The sequence below is a fragment of the Paenibacillus campi genome (assembly GCF_034659835.1).
In the GTDB taxonomy this organism is placed as follows: Bacteria; Bacillota; Bacilli; order Paenibacillales; family Paenibacillaceae; genus Saccharibacillus; species Saccharibacillus campi.
Window position 1 is genome coordinate 116,539 of sequence record NZ_JAXSQZ010000005.1, and the last position, 21,081, is coordinate 137,619.

The following is a 21,081-nucleotide window of genomic DNA, read 5'->3' on the forward strand; positions in this document are numbered from 1 at the left end:
CCTGATGCTAGAGCTGGATCAATTGACAATTCGTAGCCGTGAACGTGTGCTAGTCGATGAGGTATCATTAGCGGTTGGTGCCGGACAATGGCTTGCTCTAGTCGGTGAAAGCGGCAGTGGCAAAAGTTTGTTATCACAGTCGATCGGAGGACTGTTGCCGTCCGGTGTGCAGGCAAGCGGCAGCATCAAGTGGAATGAACGGCAATTGCTCAGTTTGTCGGCACGTCAATGGCGCGGGCTGCGCGGCAAAGAGATCGCGTATATTTTTCAAGATTATCAAGGGGCATTTACGCCGTTTCGCACGATTGCACAACATATGAATGAGTATCAGCAAGTGCATGGTGAGCGGAATCGGCAGCAGCGTCGGCAGCGCAGTGAACAGGCGCTGGAATCGGTCGGGCTATCGGCAAAGCTGCTCGATCGCTATCCGTTTCAATTAAGCGGCGGTCAGCTCCAACGTGCGGCGATCGCGCTCTCATTGCTGCTGTCGCCGCGTCTGCTCATTGCAGATGAAGCGACGACGGCGCTAGATAGTGTGTCGGGTCATCGTATTTTGGAGTTATTGCGTCGTAAGCAGCAGGAAACGGGCTGTGGCATTTTGTTTATTACACATGATTGGCGTCATGTACGTCGTTATGCGGATCGGATCGCTGTGATGAAAGAAGGGCAGCTTGTGGAGAGCGGTAACCGACATCGTGTGCTGGATCATCCGCGTCATCCTTATACCCAACAATTAATCGCAGCCGCACCGATGTTGGAACGTCCGGAGCCTGTGCTGCGTTCCGGTTTGGAGCCGGTTGGTGAAATGGAGGTGCAGAAGCGGTGACATTGCTGCAAGTAGAGCAATTATGTAAAACATACGATTCCCGTCATGGCGCTAAGGCACAGATGAGAAAGGCAGACAAACAAGCAGATCATTTCGGTTTGTTGCGTAAATGGTTTAAGCGCGATCCGCAATCATCCGCTGTACGTGCGCTGGATGATGTGTCATTCGAGCTACGGCAAGGGGAATGTCTCGGTCTGGTTGGGGAAAGCGGTAGTGGTAAAAGTACATTGGCACGCTGTCTGCTCGGCATCGAGCAGGCAAGTAGCGGACGGATCGTGCTGGCAGGAGAGGAGTTTCACCCGCAGCATCGGGGACGGCTTCATTTACAGCGCCGTCATATTCAGATTGTATTTCAAAATCCGACGGCTGCGCTAAACCCTAAGCTGACGATTCGACAGTCATTGCTTGATCCGTATCGTCAGTATCGGCAGACGCTGGCACTGCATTATTTTCGTGCGGAACATGAAGATAGTTTTGTGCGTCAGCTGTTGGAAGCGGTGGAATTGCCGGCAACGTTACTGGATCGCTATCCGCATCAGTTGAGCGGCGGGCAGCGCCAACGGGTAACGATTGCGCGCGCGATCAGTATTGAGCCTAAGCTCGTTGTGCTCGATGAGCCGACCGCAAGCCTTGATATGATCTCACAAGCGGCGATTTTGCAGCTGCTGGAGCAATTGAAACAGCAGTTGGGGCTGGCGTATTTGTTGATTTCTCATGATCTGGCGGCGGTTTGTGAGCTGAGTGACCGGATTATGGTAATGAAAGATGGACGGATTGTAGATCGCTGTTTGCGGCATGAATTGTTTGCACAGGAGCGGCATCCGTATACGCAGGAGCTGGTGGCGATTTTTTGAAGCGATGGTTAGTAGCTTGTTTTCATTTAATTCATAGTATAGGTATTCGCTAATCGTTTGCTTATGAACACAATTAAGCATGTTCAACTCGATTTTTAATGGAGACAGACGATTAGGGCGTGTATGCAAACTCGTATGTTGCGAGCAACACTTCTTCTCCCTATTCATAGATTCCTGTACGAGACGGAAGTCTGTTCACTTACTCCGTACCGCAGTGGTGACTGCAACAACATGCGAAGTCTGCGTACACGCCGCAGTAAGTTGAGCGCACGAAATGCGAAGTATATTTTAGTAATAATTAGTTGTTAAACGAAATATATTCAGTGTGTTATTGCTGGATAAAAGGTTGCCGTTTGTATGAACTTCGAGATGAGTTAATGAGCGAGATGAGTTATGTTGAGTTATAGATGTTAGGAATGGACGATATGCTCTGACTTTATTGATCAGCGCGCCTAGCACATTGTGAGTGAATGTGCTAGGCGCGCTGATTTTTGATTGGACAAACATTCAAGTTGCAAAGCATTATACACAGTAAGCTTAAGGAAGCCGAAGCTGCTAAACGGTTGCTTTTACGCTTCATCTCTATCCCAATTCAACTCGCTACACATTCACATCTGTACTGTCCTCTGGATAATACATCATCATAAAATAGCTCGCTTTTTCGGACGATGGATTGAAATAACCATGCGGAATATTGCCTGAAAAATGCAGTGCATCACCGTCGGACACATGATAAGGCTTGCCGTTTAACTCAACGATTAATGAGCCTTCTTTGACAAATAAATATTCTTCGCCTGGATGCGTCTTTGGCTGGTGTTCACAGCCGGGTAACAGATCGACCACATACAGTTCAAAGCGATTTTCTGGATGATAGGGGAAAAAGCTATACACTTTATACAGATCATCGCTATCGACGACCGGATCAAGTTCACGAATGTTAACTTGCTGGATCGGCTGTTCTTCTTCTTTTAAAAACATGCTGAACGATACTTGAAAGCCCTTGGCGATTTTCCATAGTGTGGTGACGGTTGGATTGGATTTTTCATTTTCGATTTGCGCCAACATCGCTTTGCTAACACCGGTTAGCTCGGATGTTTGTTCCAGCGTTAGATTGCGGCTTTTGCGCAGTTTGAGCAGATTACGGGCAATGATTTGCTGAATAGGTTCCATAGGACAAAACTCCTTTATACAAAATTTAATATAGCAGCCTATTGTATGTTATATAGAATATTTGTATACTATATTAAAATTATATTCATTGTAGCATATCCATCCCTGTTGTGTAGACGTCGATGTAGTTATTTTCGTCAAGTTCAGCATATGGTGCGTACAGTGCTTTCCGTCCCGCTCGCTACCTGGATCGATATTAAACAGATAGAGGACGCAGGGACGGTAAAATAAAGGAGGAAATCCAATGTTGACTCACCAGATGGAATGCGCCAAAGAAGTACGATCCGTACATGTACCTACATTTGCGGAAGGGGTAAAAGATTGCATACCGACATTGCTCGGTTACATTGGTATCGGTTTGGCATCCGGTGTAGTGGGCGCAGCTTCAGGCATGAGCGTGCTGGAAATGGCGTTAATGTCAACGTTGGTATATGCGGGAGCAGCGCAGTTTATCATTTGCGCATTGCTGGCTGTGCATACGCCGATCTCGGCAATTATTTTGACGACATTTATTGTGAATTTGCGTAATTTCCTGCTTAGTGCAACATTGGCACCGCATTTTGGCAAATATTCGCTGCTGAACAATATCGGCATTGGATTGCTCGTAACCGACGAATCGTTCGGCGTGGCGGCAACGCGTCTTGCGTCCGGCAAAACGCTTAGCAATCGCTGGATGCACGGTTTGAATGTGACCGCTTATATCGTCTGGATCATCTCCTGCACATTAGGTACATTGTTCGGTAACTGGATCGCTGATCCACAGATGTTCGGGCTGGACTATGCGCTTACAGCTATGTTTATTGCACTGCTGGTGCTGCAACTTGGCAATATAGTGCCGAATAAGCTGAAGCATTATGTGAAGCTGATGGCGTATATGGTCATCGCGATGGTTGTGCTGTCGTTGTTCGTATCGACACAGTTGGCGATTATTGTGGCAACGGTCATTGTAGCTACGATTGGGGTGGTGACGGAGCGATGACAGTGAATGGGACGATATTGCTCATTATTGTTGGCTGTGCACTCGTGACGATGATTCCACGTGTCATTCCGTTTTTTGTCGTACGTAACATGGTGCTGCCGCAGCCGGTAATGAAATGGTTGTCGTATATTCCGGTTTGTATTTTTACGGCGCTCGTGGTGGAAAGTATGCTGGATAAGCAGGGGAGTACGCTGCATATTGAATGGCCAGCGGTAATTGTGTTGGTGCCGACGCTGTTGGTGGCGCTGAAGACGCGGAGTTTGTCGCTTACGGTTGTGGTTGGGGTAGTTTGTATGGCGGTGGTGAGGTTTTGGTGGTGAGATGTCGGTGGGGTGTAGTTGGATGGAGTTTTGATTGTGCTAATAGTAGTAGAGAGGGAATGAGTGGGTAGGGATAGATTGGAATGAAAAAAGGCTTCTTGAGAAAGAAGCCTTTTTGGGTGTGTGTCTGTTTATTTTAGTCTATGCTCTTGCATGGGGAGTGACGCGGGTTACCTTAAAGGAAGTAAACAGGTAAGTGATTTCAATCTACGTCCTCGCACGGAGAGCGACGATTTATATAATCTAATACTAAAATTGTCTAGTATTTCAATCCACGCCCTCGCACGGAGAGCGACCTACATCGCCCTCAAAGAGGCTGGTTTGACGGATTACATTTCAATCCACGCCCTCGCACGGAGAGCGACAAGGTGCTGGATGAGGATGTCGTCTGGACGCTAGAAATTTCAATCCACGCCCTCGCACGGAGAGCGACGACTACTTTTGCTTTGCCCTCATCTACGCCGAGTATATTTCAATCCACGCCCTCGCACGGAGAGCGACTCATAGCGCCAGGGTATCGCGGCGATCCAGAAGGTATTTCAATCCACGCCCTCGCACGGAGAGCGACGCAATCAACCAAATCAAAGATGTTGCAAACTGGCAATTTCAATCCACGCCCTCGCACGGAGAGCGACATCGATAAATTCTTCCAGTTGCTCCTGATCCTCATCCATTTCAATCCACGCCCTCGCACGGAGAGCGACTCAATCGTTTCGCCCAGATCAGCCGGTGACACGTGCTATTTCAATCCACGCCCTCGCACGGAGAGCGACGAAATGCTGGCGTATCCGAAAAACTTGACGGTAACCATTTCAATCCACGCCCTCGCACGGAGAGCGACCCCCAGGCGAGGGCAAATATAATAAAAATCATCAATTTCAATCCACGCCCTCGCACGGAGAGCGACTTATCGGGGAGCGGTTACTGTCTGAGCCGCGCAAAGCATTTCAATCCACGCCCTCGCACGGAGAGCGACCGTTACGAGTTGGATCGCTTAGAGTAGTATGCATCAATTTCAATCCACGCCCTCGCACGGAGAGCGACCGCAGGCTCTTTCAGCCCTTGCCTAGCAAGGCATCCAACGCCCAAAAGCGCGAACCCCCTTTTTAGAATAGCTGAAAAGGGTACAAAAAACAACAAAAACGCCGAAATCCCTTACAGGGCAAGGAGCGCGAACCTCCTAGGGATTTTATGTGAGCTTGGGGTTCGCGCTCGTTTATGCTGTAACATCCATTTTCATGTTAAAACAGCGTGTATACCTACACAGCTTTAACAGACACGAACAGATAGCATCATAAGCTATATAAGCCCAAATTGTAACTACACTTACTGCAAACAAACAGCCTGTCCCTCATCCCCTGCAACTATTTAGCGGGAGCGACGGACAGGCTGTTTGTTGTTAATGTTCAGAGCGCTGACTACGACTCATTCCGCTCCCCGTTTGTCCGCTGGAAACGTAAGTACCATCAAACTAATATCATTGGCAAAATCCCAATCGAGAAAGGCTTGCTCAAGCGTTTTGCCGAGGATGGCGCGTACAGGCAAGTCGTGTATAAAGCGATCCAGTTCCAGTTCGCGCTTGGATACACGTAATGCGTTGTTAAAGCCTTTTTTAATAATACGTTTTTCCAGACTGATTAATAAACCTTTGCGAATGACGACTAGTGTAGTGGAATCGATCCAGTAAGATTCGATCTCGGCAGGCGATTTTTGGACATCCTCGGTAATCTGACTTACCCGTATGTGTAGTTCGGCTTTGCCGGTGTATAAATCTTCTTTTTTGCGATCCGGCGCAAGTTCAAACATAATCGCAATGCAGGCGCAATTCACTTCTTCTTTCCAATCGATAAAATGGTGGATGATCTTCTGACCGGCAGCCGATTCGATTTTTCTACGAATCGCCGGAAATACAAATTGGTCGAGCAAAATGTATACATGCGTATATCGCTCATCAGGATCATCAGGCAGTCGCTCATCGTCCGGATCAATCAATTCATTCAGAAAAATGACCACACTATGCTCATTAGCGCGAATAGTGACCGATTCCGGGGATTTGCCGAACTGACTTTGACCTAGTAGACCGATTTGTTGAATGACAGCTTCCAGATTGGCAGTATGAGACACGGCAAATTCTCCTTTGCAGCAGTAAATAATAAAAGTATGATTAATATTAACCACAAGCTGACCTTATGTAATCGCTGTTAAGTGATTCAATAAGCAAATTGTTTGAATTTCAACTCCATTGCAAACAAATCGTTGTACATACATATAAATATATCGAAAGACCCTCGCAGCTGTAAAGCGGGCGAGGGTTTTCGAGTCATAATGATAGCGCTAGCGCTACATGATTAGTATTGCGTGAGCAACCAGTTTGTTTTGCTCCAGCCCAGCTTGCCTGCACCAGCGCCGTCCGATGCTTGTAAACGGCTAACGAGCGTAGTCGGATCATCTGTTTGATAACTGTAGGGCAGGCTGCTAAAGCCGTTCCAAGAGAATGCTAATGCGGTTGCCGGATAAGGTGCCAATGGGCTGTTTGCCGCATCACTATCGCCACGGAAAGTGTTGCCGTTAGCGGTGTAGATCGTATCGACCGCACGGATTTTGCCGGTATATTTACTATTGCTCGGATCGGTCTGATTGTTGCGGATCGGTGAGGCGACGCCGATAATATACGATTTTTCGACCAGTAAAGCTCCGCCTTCGGTGGAAATTGCACCATTGCTCGTTACGGTGAAATGATAGCCTTTGGAGCTGATCGCCGTATCCATCGCTGGTGTTAGTTTTGCTTTGGCAGCAACAAGCCCGGAAGCGTCCATCACAATATTGTAAACATGTGCATTGCCGCCGCGCAGACGAGGCATCCGGTCTTGCGAGTTGTAATAGTAATTATGATGCAGCGTTACTTCCAGGTTGGCATTGTCGCTAGCAAATTGGGTGGCACCGACAAGATGGGTTTTCTTTTGTCCACCAGCGATAGCAATAATGTCCTGTTCGCTTAGACCGACCGCACTGCTGCGCAAATAATTGTACATCGGGTACGATGATTTGTCGGCTTCCATCGCTTGCACTTGCTGGCTGACCCAGCTGTTGGAGCTACCGTCATCGCTGCGGAAGGAAGACCATGAGATCGTGACGCCACTGCTGCCTTTTTTAACATCAACCACGCCATCATATGCTTTGTTAAATGTGCAGTGGTCGATCCACACTTTGTTGCTCTGCTCCAGCGTCAAATAATCCCAATCGTTTTTGTCGTAATCGCCTTTGGTCGCTTCATCCCATTCCCACAGTTCGTCAAATGCGAGATTGCGGATGACCAGATTAGAGCTGCGTTTGACAGTAATGCCGACATGTTTAATAGTGGAGCCATTGTTGGAAAAGATCGTCAGACCGTTAAAGCTGTCGATCGTCAGCTTACTCACACCGGTTTGTTTGAGTACAGGATGTGTCAATGGCTTGTTATGCTCCGCAAAAGGCGAAGTTTGTGCCGCAGTAGGCAATTCATTCCAGCCCAGATTCAGATCGTTCATCACTTCAATGACTTTAACGCCAGAGCCTTTTTTTAGTGCCTGTGCCAGATCGGTGGCGGTGTATACTTTTTTGTAGCGGGCATCGGTTTCATCGATATTGCCACCTCCAGTATTGCCGGTAGAAAAGCCGGTCAAATCGTAGGCGCTGTATGTACTCGTTGACTGAGCGGAAACAAGCTGTTCATTGTCGGCAGTAGAAGCGAGGGAGCTGTTGCTGCTGGCTATGTTATTCGTATTCATCGCCGTTTTCGTATTGGCAGCAAGCCAAGAAGCAAAAATGTTAACGTTTGCAAAATGTGAAAGAGAAGGCTGAGCTGACGCTGTTGACGATGTTGCTATAGCTGACCATCCGCCCCATATTATCGCTCCGCTAAGCAGTAAAACCGTTGCTTGTTTGAGTCCCTTTTTCTTCATGCTTGATCTCCCCTTTGATTGTTGATGGATGATAACAAGTTGAATAAGTGGTAAAGGTATTGTTTGTTACATGTACAAGCTAACACGATAAATAAAACGCTTACATAGGTCTTTGTACCCGATATTACTGCAAAGTATAGAAGATTACAGAAGTGTATAGGAGAATATGGATTTTTTAATTTTATTTTGCTAAATCAGAAGCTGTTTAAACGCCGGATCGTTTGCTATAAAGCATAGTCGTACGCAAACTTTGACTCACATGAAGCTGCAAAAATAAGCGCCGATATTGGAGGTGATTATTTCGCTATTATTATAGATGGACATAATTACGAGGCGCTAACAATGAGGCTTGGCGGCTGTACAAAACGAAGTCAATTATACACAAATCATATAGCAAATGAGCATAGCTTCCACAAGCTGTACAATTTCAAAATTGTTAGCTTATGCACAACAAAAAGCAGCCCTACCGCATGAGAACGTGTACGCGAACTCGTATGTTGCGAGCATCACGTACCGGAGTAGTTGATGCCTCAACAGATCAAGTTTGCGTACACATGCTAGCACAGTGGGCTACTTTGTCAATCGAAGATGTAGTTTGCACAATCAATATTCGTTGCTAGATGACTGGTGTCCATTATGAAAATATCGCAGTAGCACGAGCGGAATTACGATCGCTGGCGACCGTACATTATAAATAGATTTATGAAGATATCGGACAGTCATCCGCTATTGACCATTTGCGGTTGATATTACATCGCCGTTGGCTTTTTCGTAAATGTTGGCTCAGACGAGCTACTTTTCAGCTTGTTCACTTCGCCGGTCAGTTCAGTTTTGGCATCGGTTAGCATACCTTTCCATTCCTGTACGACGCCAATCGCTTCTTTGACAACTGGGGTGATTTCTTTGGCAAGCTCGACCAATTGTTCGGTGCTTGTTTTCAGCTCGCGCCCTTTGGACTTCAGCGTGTCGGTCAGATTGCTCGCTGAACTGTTCGCTCCGGATTTTAACGTATAACGCATATCTTCGCCGGACTTTGGTGCAAATAATAGCGCTGCGCCTGCACCAACCAATGCACCGGCAATAATTCCACAGATTAGATTTTTCTGTTCCATTACTATCATCTCCGTTCAATATAAGATTAGGATCGTGATCGATGTCTAACATGTTATCTATATGGTATTACCCACGATTGGTCGCTGCGCCTACGCATTCATATATGTATGCACAAATTGTACAATGATGGACGTTTACACGTATTGTGAATGAGCATATACATATCGGCTACAGTACAGCTGCCAGCCATAGCATAGCCGGTAGCTGTACTGTTTTGATGCTACAGCAATCGTGGACAATAAGCGATATACGTAGCATACCTAACATAGGCAGGCAGACGCAACTGCTATGCCACAACAATTAAGTAGAGCGCAACAGAACGTAAATGATAAACAGGAGGCATTTTAAATGAACATCCAGCTGGAACATGCTACCCTAGACGACTATAGCTAGCTTGTGCAATATGATGTACATATGCCGTAACAGCATCTGAAGTCACTGCTGGCGGGATCGTGTCATATCGTATACAGGTCAAACATTGCAGCAAAAAGCTCCCTGTCACCGATGTGTGATAGGGAGCTTTTTAGTTGGAGCGATCCTGCTGTACTATTTATCGCTATTAAGTAGCTAGCGTAGCAAGGTCATATTAAAGCTGACAACAAACTTTATCATTTTGTCACTGTATTTGTCACTGTATAACGGCGCAGCATCGCCCCTCCAATCATGCCTTCGTCTAAGCGGTTATGGAAATCATCCTGCCGTAACCGGAGCCGGACTGGAGCTAAGCAGCTTTTCGGCGGCGATGCCGAGGAAAATGCGTCCGGTGTTCAGCAATGCGCGCTCATCGATATCAAAGCGTGGATGATGATGTGCGAATGCGGTAGCTTCATCTTTTTGCGAACCGACATAGAAGAAGTTGCCTGGGCGTGCTTCCAAATAATAAGCAAAGTCTTCTGCACCCATCGCTGGCTCGATTTCAAACAGCGCATCTTCACCGAGCACATCGGAAACGATCGTACGCACTTGTTCTGCTTGTTCCGGTGGATTCACAACAGCCGGATAGCCGTTCGTATATTCCAGCGAGAAAGTAGCGCGTGAAGCGGCGGTAATGCCTTCCAGTGTCGTACGAATATCGGCTTCGATCTGTTTGCGCACTTCAGGATCGAATGTGCGTACCGTGCCTTCGATTTTCGCTGTGTCTGCGATAATGTTAAACGCGGAACCTGCTTGGAAAACACCGACTGTTACGACTGCCGATTTGAGCGGGTTTACACGGCGTGCTACGATATTTTGCAATGCGCCAACGACTTGGCTGCCGACCACAATCGAATCGATCGTCTGATCTGGACGCGCACCATGCCCGCCTTTACCTTGAATAACGATTGAAAACCCATCCGCTGCTGCCATCGCTGGACCAGCAACGACCGCAATCATGCCGTACGGCAAATAGCTCGCCAAATGCGCACCGTACACTTCGTCCACACCGTCAAGTGCACCGTCTTCGATCATCGCTTTGGCGCCGCCCGGAATTTTCTCCTCGGCATGTTGGAACAGAAAGCGTACATTACCGTGCAATTGATCGGCATGACGACTGAGCACATGGGCTACACCGAGTAAGGAGGCGGTATGTCCGTCATGTCCGCAGGCGTGCATCACGCCATCATTTTGCGAACGATACGGAACATCATTTTCTTCAAGGATCGGCAATGCATCAAAATCGGCACGAAAAGCGATCGTTGGACCGGGTTGCGCCCCTTTTAAATCCGCGATTACGCCGCCTTCACCGACACCAGTGCGCACTTCGTAGCCGAATCCGGTTAATGTATCCGCGATAAATTGCGCGGTTTTAACTTCCTGAAATGAAAGTTCAGGGTACTGGTGCATATGTCTGCGCCATCCGACAATATCCTGTTCAATTCCGTTTAATTCGTCTATCCACTGATTTCTCATATGCAGCCTCCTATTATTCGTGTTATATACGTTTCATAAGATTATCATAAAATAAATTCCATAATTTACAAAGGAAATTCACTCTAAAACTATCACGCTCTATTTTATATGTCAAATTTTACATTTATGAATGAGAGATCATATTGCAACTTTCTTAATAAATATACATTTTCAAGAAATAATAAGTTAAAATAAATGAGCAGTCGCTATATTGAGGCAGACTTAGGAGGAGGAAAATAAGTGTATGGATGATCCGTCCTGATGTAATGCTGATGTTTTGCCCATCTGGTACCATGCCTGTACGCTGTATTTTATCGTTATCGATCCATCCCCTTAGTAAAGGGGTAGCAAACTGCACGCATGCCCTCAACATAGATGTCTACGATTGACAGAAATTAGCATAAATATGCTAGAAAAAGTATCAATTAAAATTACCTGTTCTCTGCTCGCTTCAAATAAAATACACCCCTTCGCATGTTAGCGGATAAACTAGAAGTTTATGCCAACATTTATGGCTAAGAGGTGCATTTTGGATACAAGCATTAAACAGGTTATTTGGAAAAGAAGATGGAACAGGCAGAAACGACTGTGCAGTAAAGTCACTTCAAATGTTTATGCAATACGATAGGCTCAAGCTGCTCTATGATCAGGCGCAGGCGTGGTTGGTGTTCCGCCATGTTTGGGTTGGCGTTTGAATACAGTCGCTTTTAGATATGGTAGCACCCAGTGATCGAGACCGATCCGACCCGCATTAGCGCCGGCAACGACGATAAACAGTTCGAGCAATAGCAAGTACGGGTTTGTGCTGATCGTACCCGAGAACAGAAACGCAAAGTTCATGACCATGCCCATCAAGGCGGCGATCGTCGTAAACGTACCGAGGATCAAGCCGAGACCGACGAGAAACTCACCGACCGGAACGAGGATGTTAAACAAGCCAACATTCGGGAGGGCAACATGTTCCAGAAAGCTTGCCCATGCCGCTTTGACGACAGGTTTGTCACCGCTGCTCAGCGAGATGGCGTTGGTAAGGAAGCCGGTCGCATCGAAGCCGCCAGTCAGTTTACCCCAGCCGCCATGAATCCATTGCAAGCCAACGTAGAAACGAAGTACGGTTAACAGCCACATCGCCATTTTGTTTTGTCTAAGCCAAGTGTTCATTATGGATACACTCCTTAAATAATGTATTGGTTTATCGCTTTGTTCGTTGTAAACATGTGGACAGTAGCAGCGATCACGGTCGGTTTCCGGCAGATTGTGTACGGAACACGCTATTGATCGTATACCGTTTGGTCTAGGCTGCTTCTATCTATTTAGTTCGGAATGATCATCTCGTCCATGACCTTATATTAAAATAAAACTAAAATTTTATATGTGACAAAAATCACAATCTGCATTAAAAATATAACTAAATTTGCAGATGGTTGAAAATGAAACATTAGTGCAACGATATGATGTTAACGATCTTGCTGCTTCCGCTGTTCATACCACGCTTCCAACCGTTCCAAAATGCGATATACCCAGACGGCAACAGCGATATAACAAGCAAGATTAACGAGATAGCGCACAATATTGCCTGTGCTAAGTAAGCCTGCTGTCAGATCATATTGCAAAAAGGCAATCTGTTTAAAGCTCCAATGACCGATCACATTGGACAGCAAAAATGCCAAAATGAATTTGCGCAGTACTTTCATGATACTCGCCTCCTTACGGTATGAAAATGAACTGCATACGTAGCCGCAAACCGACACAGACAATCTGTTGTGCGTTTGTGTGTATGTCCTAATATAGCATCGTGCTGTTTGTTTACCCGTTGCGGCTGTGCTATGAATAGAACAGTTGGACAGTAAACTCAACATAGGATGCAGAAGCAGCGTATAAGCGTATGATGGAAGCCGTCCGATTAGAACGCGTGCAAAACCGTGCGCAAACAGAGCAATACAGCATATCGATCGATATTAAGCAAGTTTAGACCAGCTTGAAAAGGAGGCTATCTATGCGCAGCCAGCAGCAGATGATGGAGTTAATTATGGATGTCGCTCACCGTAATCCACATATTCGGGCGGTAGCGATGAACGGGTCGCGGGTGAATCCACACGTACGGGCAGACCTATTTCAAGACTATGATGTAGTGTATTTGGTGGACACATTGGAGCCATTTGTACAGGAGCATCGTTGGGTGGACGTGTTTGGAGAACGGATTATGATGCAAATGCCGGATGAGAGCAATCGGCTTGCAGGCGAGTCGCTCGTTCGGTTTATGTATTTGATGCAGTTTGCAGACGGCAATCGGATCGATTTACGGTTACAGCGAATCGATCATTGGCGCGAATATATTGATGAGGATCGTCTAACTGTTATTTTGCTGGACAAAGACGGTGTATTGCCTGAGCTTGCTTTGCCAGACGATACCGATTATCGGGTTAAACGACCGACAGCTGCTGCATTTACCGGCTGCTGTAATGAATTTTGGTGGGTATCAATGTATATTGCCAAAGGATTATGGCGACAGGAGTTATTGTATGCGCTTGATATGATGAACCGGTATGCGCGTCCAATGTTAGAGCAACTGTTATGCTGGGAGGCGGGATACGAGCATGCATTCCAGATTAGTACAGGCAAAAGCGGCAAATATTTGCCGCTTTATCTGGATGAATCCATATGTGCACAGTTGTTCGCTACGTATCCGGCAGCGCATGCCGAAGCGATCTGGCAGTCGCTATTTGTGATGAGCGATCTGTTTGCTGAACGCGCACGCTGGCTAGCTGAGCGTCTCGGTTATGTGTACGATGAAGGAGAAGCACAGCGCGTTCGTGCTCATTTGACCCATGTGTATCATCTGCCTGCCGATGCCAGCCATCTTTATGAATAAATTAAGATAAAATCTAGTTACATGCAGTTTTCGGGATTATACATTACTGCTCGGCGCGTGGGCGGACGCGAAGCTTGTAATCATTAACGATCTGCCCAAGTCGATTGTTGTGTAAAATGCTGTCTGCAATCGATTGTTCCAGATTGGCGGTTGCCCGAATGTGTTCAGTAATGTTATGCAAAATTGTCTCTCGCTGCATACGTGGCTCCAAGCTGTGCAAATAAGCGGTTCGAATCAATGTCCAGCTCCGCAATGTTTCATGAAAAGCGCCAATAATGTGCTCGATAAACGGATCGCTGTGTACACACTTTTGCTGAAGCAGATGCACAAACTGCATTCTCGCTTGCATAATGTACAGCAGTTCCAAATGGAGCGGATTCATATCTGACCCGCTATGCAGTTGCTGCTCGCACGATAGACGATCCAGCTCGGTGAAGTTATTTGCCATTTGGCGCATCGAATCAAAGATCGAAAAAGCGCCTTCGCCCCGCCCGAGATTGTTCGTCGCACGGCGGGTGAGCAATTCGTACAGATCAGGCGGCTGTACATGCCGGTTATACTGGTCATGGTTGTGGTACAGCGTTAATAGATCACCGGCAAAGCCCAGACTGAAGTCGCTGACCGACTGAGCGCGATGATACGTCATATAAGCGACATCTGTACAAAATAGCTCGTTCGTCAAATCATCATACCCTGTGATTAAATAAAAATGAGGCTGATGCAGTCGACCGTAATTCGCCGGAAACCACGGACAGTAATATGTATCGCCTTTGACGAGTACCGGGCGCTCCTGAGCCAGCTCCATGCGAATCATCGCCAGCGCTTCTTCGGCAGGCAAGTAACGCTCCATCTGATAACCTAGCCCGCTCCATTTTAAAATTCGTTCATACGATGTATTGTACAGTACCGCTTCCTGTCCAAGCGACGGCACTGCTTGGCTTTTATGAGCTGTAAAATAGGAAAACGTCCAGGCATCGGCAAAGGCATACATATAATCACTGCTAAAATACGCAGCAGCACTTGCCACATTGCCGGTCAGACTTGACCAATCGAAGCCTTGCAATGGTTTGAGCGGAATTCTGTGCGATTGAGGCATGACCTTTCACTCCTTCTGTATACCGAGCCAGCAATGTGCCGGTGTGCGGCTGAATGGTTGTGCATTTGACCATTAAGAACAGTATATAGTAGTTGAGTAAGTGAGAAAAGAATAAGGTTTTTGTAAAAAATATACAAATAATCTAATTTTATATGTTGTGTGCGGTACGATACAAAGCCGTTCAGACGTTGACATGGAAAATGGGAATATGATATATAAAAGATAGGTTTAGCACTCGAACGTTTAGAGTGCTAATATAATAGAGATTTAAATTGCTGTACCGTGTGCATGATCGCTAGCACGATCGATTGTTTGCATGTGCAGACATGTAATTAATCATTAATGGAGAGGGGAACAATACGACCATGACCAAAAAGCAATTTCAGGCTGAATCAAAGCGCCTGCTGGAAATGATGATTAACTCCATTTACACCCATCGCGAGATTTTTTTGCGTGAGCTGATTTCCAATGCGAGCGACGCAATCGACAAAATTTATTACAAAGCGCTCACCGATGAGGCGCTAACATTCCACAAAGAAGACTACTATATCAAAATTACCCCGGATCAAGCGGCACGTACGCTGACCATTTCCGATACTGGGATCGGTATGACGTCCGAGGAGCTGGAAAATAACCTCGGCGTTATCGCCAAAAGCGGCTCGCTCGCCTTTAAGAAGGAAAATGAAGCACAGGACGGGCACAATATTATCGGACAATTCGGTGTCGGTTTCTACGCTGCTTTTATGGTAGCCGATGAAGTGACAGTCATTACGCGTGCGCTCGGCAGCGAGCAAGCGTACAAATGGCATTCCGTAGGCGTCGACGGATATACGATCGAACCGGCGGACAAAGACACGGTCGGCACGGACATTATTTTGAAAATTAAACAAAATACCGAGGACGATCAATACGATGAGTATTTGGAAACGTATCGTTTGCGTGCGATCGTCAAAAAATATTCCGACTTTATCCGTTACCCGATCAAAATGGACATTACGAACAGTCGTCCAGTCGACAAAGAAGGCGACGATGCCGAAGACAAACAGCCGGAATATGTCGAATATACCGAAGAACAGACGATCAACAGCATGATCCCGATCTGGCGCAAAAACAAAAGCGAGCTGACCGACGAAGATTACAACAATTTTTATCAGGAAAAACGGTATGGCTTCGACAAACCGCTTAAGCATGTGCATATTAGCGCTGACGGTGCGGTTGTATATAATGCGATCTTGTTTATTCCGGAAAATACACCGTTCGACTATTACACCAAAGAATACGAAAAAGGATTGGAACTGTATTCTAACGGCGTGCTAATTATGGACAAATGCGGCGATCTGCTGCCGGACTATTTTAGCTTTGTTAAAGGGATGGTCGATTCCGAAGACCTGTCGCTCAACATTTCGCGTGAGCTGTTACAACATGATCGTCAGCTTAAACTGATCGCCAAAAACATCAAAAACAAAATCAAATCCCAGCTGCAAAGCATGATCAAAGACGAGCGCGAGGGCTACGAGAAGTTTTATCAATCGTTCGGACGTCAATTAAAGTTCGGTGTGTACAATGACTATGGTATGCACAAAGACGATTTGCAAGACCTGCTTATGTTCCACTCCTCCAAAGAGAAAAAGCTGGTCACACTGGATGAATACGTATCCCGTATGCCGGAAGATCAAAAGTATATTTACTATGCAGCCGGCGATTCGATCGAGCGGATCGAAAAGCTGCCACAAACGGAAATGGTAGCGGACAAAGGGTACGAGATTTTGTATTTGACCGATGATATCGACGAGTTTGCGATCAAAATTATTAGCACGTATAAAGACAAACAATTTAAATCCGTATCCAGCGGCGATCTCGGCATTGAGCCGGACGAGAAAGACGAAGCGGCACAGGCAGAGGAAGATGAAAGCAAAGAGCTGTTTGCAGCGATGAAAGATGTACTTGGCGGCAAAGTCAAAGACGTGCGTGCATCGAAACGCCTTAAATCCCATCCGGTCTGCCTCACATCGGAGGGCGAGCTATCGATCGAGATGGAAAAAATATTGCAAATGATGCCAAACAGCCAAGATGTAAAAGCCGAGAAAGTACTGGAAATTAACATTACCCATGATGTGTTCCAGTCGCTGAAAAAGGCGTATGAAGCCGACCAGGAAAAGCTCGGTCTGTACACAAATCTGCTGTACAATCAAGCACTGCTGATCGAAGGCTTGCCAATTCAAGACCCGGTTGAGTTTACGAATGATATTTGTAAAGTGATGGTGTAACGAGATAACTTATTCATAACATAAAAAGCCAGATATCATGAGTTGATATCTGGCTTTTGGTTTGAATGTCATTTCTCTTTATGATCTATTAAAATCAATCCCAACAGAAGAACATATACAAACATTACTCTATTCTTTTAAAACTTTACATTCTCAAGACAGTGCTGGAGCAGATGATGTAGACTGGTTTTAATCAAATCGAAAATTACGAGTCTGAGAACGGATACTGTATGATGATAAAACAATTAAAAGATATAGTTTAATTATTGACTAACTCGTTAGCATTGCTGACGAGTTTTTTTATTGTTAATTTCGATAAAAAAATATTAAAAATGAATATATTAATATTTTTTTACCAAAATCCATATGAGCTTTAATTCTATTTTGACATTTCCTCCGTAATATTGGACATGCAGGTCGTGACAAGCTATATACATTCCAATCCACACATTGTGCAACGTATGTATTTTGCCTAATGTGACTGCATATTGACGACCGGATTGTTCACGAAAAGAAAATTATTATTATTCCAGGAGGAATGTATGGACACAACATTTAAACGGAAATCTTTACTTCGCAAAGCTAAAGCGAGCGGCTTACTATCGATGTTGCTCATCCCGGCGCTTCTACTGTCGGCATGTGGCAACAGCGCAGACAGTTCGGTAGCTAACGGGCAATCTGCTTCGACACAGGCGCAGACAAGCACTAATGATTCGGTTGACGCATTGTATGCACAGGCAAAACAAGAAGGCAAAGTTGTCGTCTACTCCACTTCTGGTCGGGCGAATGATGCGGCAGAGACGTTTATGAAGCAATATCCCGGTGTACAGGTGGAAGTCAGCAAAATCAAATCCGACGAAATGATGGACAAAGTGACCAATGAGCAAGATGCCGGACAGTTTAACCCCGATGTGATCATTACGAAAGAAGTGAGCGGAGCGGTCGGCAAAGAGATGGTTGAGCAGGGGCGCTATATTAAATATTTGCCGGACGATATCGCGCCAACGGTCGATGAACCGTATCGTACACAAGCGCCGGGTTATGCCAATTATGTGGAGTTCCGCACGATCTTTTATAATACCGATCATTATAAACAAGTACCGGTTACCAACTGGTGGGATTTGACGACACCAGCGTTCCAAAATAAAGTGTATGTCGCTGATCCGCTCAGCTCACCAGCGTTTATGGACTTGTTCACCACGATGGTGATCCATAGTGACGATATGGCAGCTGCGTATAAGCAAAAGTTTGGTAAAGATATCGATCTGCAAGGCGAGCCTAACGCGGGTTATGCGTTTATTCATCAACTGTTTGTCAACGGCTTGACCGTGCTGAAAGGCAGTGATGATGTGTTGGATGCGATCGGTAAAACGTCCAGCGCTGCCGTAGGTATCGCCGTATCTGGCGATGTGTCCAAAGTCGAAGAAAAAGGTTGGCACGTACAGCCCATTTACGATATCAAGCCGAAAACATCCGTACCGGATGCAGGCTATCTGTATCTTGCCAAACAAGCCCCACACGAAGCCGCAGGCAAGCTGTTTATCCGCTGGATGATGGGCGAAAAAGACGGTAAAGGCGCTGGCATACAGCCATTTAACGAAGTCGGGTCATGGGTTCCGCGCTCCGATGTCGCCACCCCAAATCCGGTAGGCTTCGAAAAGCTGAATCTGTGGAATTTTGATGCGGACGCACTGTATACGACTTCGCCTAAAGTACGTGATTTCTGGATTAAGCAGAAGTAGTACTCTGACCGTTTTAAATATATATGTTGAAACGGTGTGTATTACTGCTGTAAATCAGGACATAAAGTGGATTCAAAGCAAATATTGAAAGCAAATATTGAAAGCAGTCAAGGTAGTAGGCTAGCGTATGTTTTTCAACCTGCTTGCTAGCAATGAAAGGAGGAACGCTGAATGTCCGGTAAGCCGATAATTACAATTTCGTTAAAACAGACCCGTATTAGGCTGTGGAACCGGCTGTATGGCTGGCTGCGTCAACCGGTTAATCGAATTGGACTGGTTGGGTTGTTATTTCTAGCGTATACGGTCATATGGCCGATTGTGCATATTTTGCTAACGACATTTGTATGGAAAACGCAAGATATGCGCCTTACCGCAGCAGCGAATCCGGGTCATTTCACGCTGTATCATTGGCAGCGTGTGCTCGCTAGTGAGATGAGCGGCTCGCTCTTTTATAAACCGGTACTGCATGCAGGTGCGGTGGCGCTCGTCGTATCGATATTATCGATGCTGCTCGGCTGCGGTCTCGCCTGGCTTGTGACCCGTACTGATCTGCCGTTTAAAAAGGCAATCGCTTTTCTGGCAGTAATCCCGTATTTGTTGCCATCATGGGTGATCGCGCAGGCATGGTTAACGTTTTTCAAAAATGACAAAATCGGCGGTACGCCGGGCATTTGGCAATCGCTTACCGGTGTGCACACACCGGATACCCTTGCCTACGGCTTTGTGCCGATCGTGCTGTCGCTGTCCATTCATGACAGTGTATACTTTTTCTTGCTCGTTGGCGCGGCGCTTCGTTCGATGAATACACAGCTGGAAGAAGCGGCGAGTATAAATGGAGCAGGCAGATGGACGATTTTGCGCCAGATCGTATTTCCGCTTATGTTGCCTGCGATTTTGTCCGGTTTTATTTTGACATTTACGCGTGCGATTAGCGCTTACGGGGTACCGGCGATTTTGGGCACACCGGTCGATTTTTATATGATTGCGACGATGTTATATTCCAGTATGCGGGCAAGGCTGACGACCGAGGCACATGTGCTCAGTTTGCTGCTTATGCTGATCTCTATGTTGATGATTTACTGGAACAGTCGGGTCGTCGGACGGCAGCGCAGCTTTGTGACGATTACTGGCAAAGACAATCCGCGCACATTGCAAGCGCTAGGACGCTGGCGCCGACCTGTCGCGCTGCTGACGATCGGCAGCATGACGCTTGTATCGGTCGTGCCGCTCCTTATTTTGCTCCTGCAAACATTTATGTTGCGTGAAGGCGTCTATCGCTTTGATAATTTAACATTGCATTACTGGATTGGTGGCTCGATTAGCGATATCAATTCTGGAGAAAAAGGGGTGCTGCACAACCCGATTTTTTTGCTTGCGCTGCGTAATTCACTGTTGATTGCCGCATGTTCAGCAATTATTGCCGCCGTGTTCGGCTTGCTGCTTGGTTATGCGGTCGCTCGCGGGCGGCAGACGTGGATTGAACGCGCTGTCGATCAGATATCATTTCTACCGTATTTGATGCCAGGCATTTCGCTGTCAGCGATCTATATTACGATGTTTGCACGTCCGCATTGGATCATTCCGGCATTGTATGGTACGGTATGGCTTATTATTTTGATTACGGTCGTTAAGGAATTGCCGTTTACAGTCAAAGCGGGCAGTGCCGCTGTTATGCAGGTAGGCGGCGAATTGGAAGAAGCGGCGCAGATGAATGGGGCGTCATGGTGGACGCGGTTTAAACGCATTTTGCTGCCGCTCAATCGCAGGAGTTTGTTGTCCGCCTTTCTGATCGTATTTATCGGCGCGATGAAAGAGACGGAATTGATCATTATGCTCGTTACCCCACGCACCGAGACGCTGACGACGTTAACTTTTGCATATGTGGAAAAAGGGTATACTCAGCTTACGAATGTGGTGCTGATAATGATGATCGGTATCGTCATGCTCGTCTATGCGCTCGCCACACGGTATGGCAAAGCCGATCTGACTACGGGAATTGGAGGACAATAAG

The 21,081-nt window shown here is 46.4% G+C and carries 16 protein-coding genes and 1 CRISPR repeat array; of the genes, 8 read left to right on the forward strand and 8 right to left on the reverse strand.

Features of this window, described 5'->3' with window-relative positions; all coding sequences use genetic code 11:
* The first annotated feature begins 1 nt into the window (after nucleotide 1).
* Nucleotides 2-826, forward strand: a complete 825-nt coding sequence (locus U1I11_RS13700) for an ATP-binding cassette domain-containing protein (protein ID WP_416235624.1) — start codon at nucleotides 2-4, stop codon at nucleotides 824-826.
* Nucleotides 823-1,680 carry an ABC transporter ATP-binding protein gene (locus tag U1I11_RS13705; protein WP_322906690.1) on the forward strand — a complete coding sequence of 286 codons (858 nt, stop codon included), beginning with the start codon at nucleotides 823-825 and terminating at the stop codon, nucleotides 1,678-1,680. The genes U1I11_RS13700 and U1I11_RS13705 overlap by 4 nt, the downstream gene beginning before the upstream one ends.
* 600 nt (nucleotides 1,681-2,280) lie before the next feature.
* Here U1I11_RS13705 and U1I11_RS13710 read toward each other — a convergent pair.
* Nucleotides 2,281-2,850 carry a helix-turn-helix domain-containing protein gene (locus U1I11_RS13710; RefSeq protein WP_322906691.1) on the reverse strand — a complete coding sequence of 190 codons (570 nt, stop codon included), beginning with the start codon at nucleotides 2,848-2,850 and terminating at the stop codon, nucleotides 2,281-2,283.
* Between the two features lie 244 nt (nucleotides 2,851-3,094).
* Here U1I11_RS13710 and U1I11_RS13715 point away from each other — a divergent pair, with 244 nt between their 5' ends.
* Nucleotides 3,095-3,829, forward strand: coding sequence for an AzlC family ABC transporter permease (locus tag U1I11_RS13715; protein ID WP_322906692.1), 735 nt, complete (start codon nucleotides 3,095-3,097; stop codon nucleotides 3,827-3,829).
* Nucleotides 3,826-4,149, forward strand: coding sequence for an AzlD domain-containing protein (locus U1I11_RS13720; protein ID WP_322906693.1), 324 nt, complete (start codon nucleotides 3,826-3,828; stop codon nucleotides 4,147-4,149). The genes U1I11_RS13715 and U1I11_RS13720 overlap by 4 nt, the downstream gene beginning before the upstream one ends.
* 199 nt (nucleotides 4,150-4,348) lie before the next feature.
* A CRISPR array of direct repeats spans nucleotides 4,349-5,193; the repeat unit is 32 nt; unit sequence ATTTCAATCCACGCCCTCGCACGGAGAGCGAC.
* A gap of 381 nt (nucleotides 5,194-5,574) precedes the next feature.
* Here U1I11_RS13720 and U1I11_RS13725 read toward each other — a convergent pair.
* From U1I11_RS13725 to U1I11_RS13750, 6 genes are all read right to left on the reverse strand, one after another.
* Nucleotides 5,575-6,273 carry a Na-translocating system protein MpsC family protein gene (locus U1I11_RS13725; protein ID WP_322906694.1) on the reverse strand — a complete coding sequence of 233 codons (699 nt, stop codon included), beginning with the start codon at nucleotides 6,271-6,273 and terminating at the stop codon, nucleotides 5,575-5,577.
* Nucleotides 6,274-6,497: 224 nt separating this feature from the next.
* The gene (locus U1I11_RS13730; protein ID WP_322906695.1) at nucleotides 6,498-8,090 is read right to left on the reverse strand and encodes a pectate lyase family protein; all 1,593 of its coding nucleotides are present in this window, start codon (nucleotides 8,088-8,090) and stop codon (nucleotides 6,498-6,500) included.
* Between the two features lie 749 nt (nucleotides 8,091-8,839).
* Nucleotides 8,840-9,202, reverse strand: a complete 363-nt coding sequence (locus tag U1I11_RS13735) for a YtxH domain-containing protein (protein ID WP_322906696.1) — start codon at nucleotides 9,200-9,202, stop codon at nucleotides 8,840-8,842.
* 691 nt (nucleotides 9,203-9,893) lie between these two features.
* Nucleotides 9,894-11,093 (reverse strand): M20 metallopeptidase family protein, encoded by a 1,200-nt coding sequence (locus tag U1I11_RS13740; protein ID WP_322906697.1) that lies wholly within the window; start codon nucleotides 11,091-11,093, stop codon nucleotides 9,894-9,896.
* 630 nt (nucleotides 11,094-11,723) lie between these two features.
* A complete protein-coding gene (locus U1I11_RS13745) occupies nucleotides 11,724-12,257 on the reverse strand; it encodes a DoxX family protein (protein WP_322906894.1) in 534 nt (177 codons plus the stop codon).
* A 293-nt stretch (nucleotides 12,258-12,550) separates the two neighbouring features.
* On the reverse strand, nucleotides 12,551-12,787 hold the full coding sequence (locus U1I11_RS13750) for a hypothetical protein (RefSeq protein WP_322906698.1): 237 nt from the start codon (nucleotides 12,785-12,787) through the stop codon (nucleotides 12,551-12,553).
* Nucleotides 12,788-13,089: 302 nt separating this feature from the next.
* Between U1I11_RS13750 and U1I11_RS13755 the strand changes: the two genes are divergently transcribed.
* The gene (locus U1I11_RS13755; RefSeq protein WP_322906699.1) at nucleotides 13,090-13,965 is read left to right on the forward strand and encodes an aminoglycoside 6-adenylyltransferase; all 876 of its coding nucleotides are present in this window, start codon (nucleotides 13,090-13,092) and stop codon (nucleotides 13,963-13,965) included.
* A gap of 43 nt (nucleotides 13,966-14,008) precedes the next feature.
* Here the strand turns inward: U1I11_RS13755 and U1I11_RS13760 are convergent, their stop codons facing one another.
* The gene (locus U1I11_RS13760; RefSeq protein ID WP_322906700.1) at nucleotides 14,009-15,061 is read right to left on the reverse strand and encodes a BtrH N-terminal domain-containing protein; all 1,053 of its coding nucleotides are present in this window, start codon (nucleotides 15,059-15,061) and stop codon (nucleotides 14,009-14,011) included.
* Nucleotides 15,062-15,426: 365 nt separating this feature from the next.
* Between U1I11_RS13760 and htpG the strand changes: the two genes are divergently transcribed.
* The 3 genes from htpG to U1I11_RS13775 all read left to right on the forward strand — a co-directional run bounded on the left by htpG (nucleotide 15,427) and on the right by U1I11_RS13775 (nucleotide 21,080).
* Complete coding sequence (gene htpG / locus U1I11_RS13765; RefSeq protein WP_322906701.1) at nucleotides 15,427-17,328, forward strand: molecular chaperone HtpG; 1,902 nt, start codon at nucleotides 15,427-15,429, stop codon at nucleotides 17,326-17,328.
* A gap of 542 nt (nucleotides 17,329-17,870) precedes the next feature.
* A complete protein-coding gene (locus U1I11_RS13770) occupies nucleotides 17,871-19,070 on the forward strand; it encodes an ABC transporter substrate-binding protein (protein WP_322906702.1) in 1,200 nt (399 codons plus the stop codon).
* Between the two features lie 171 nt (nucleotides 19,071-19,241).
* Nucleotides 19,242-21,080, forward strand: a complete 1,839-nt coding sequence (locus U1I11_RS13775) for an ABC transporter permease (protein ID WP_322906703.1) — start codon at nucleotides 19,242-19,244, stop codon at nucleotides 21,078-21,080.
* Nucleotide 21,081 lies beyond the last annotated feature (1 nt).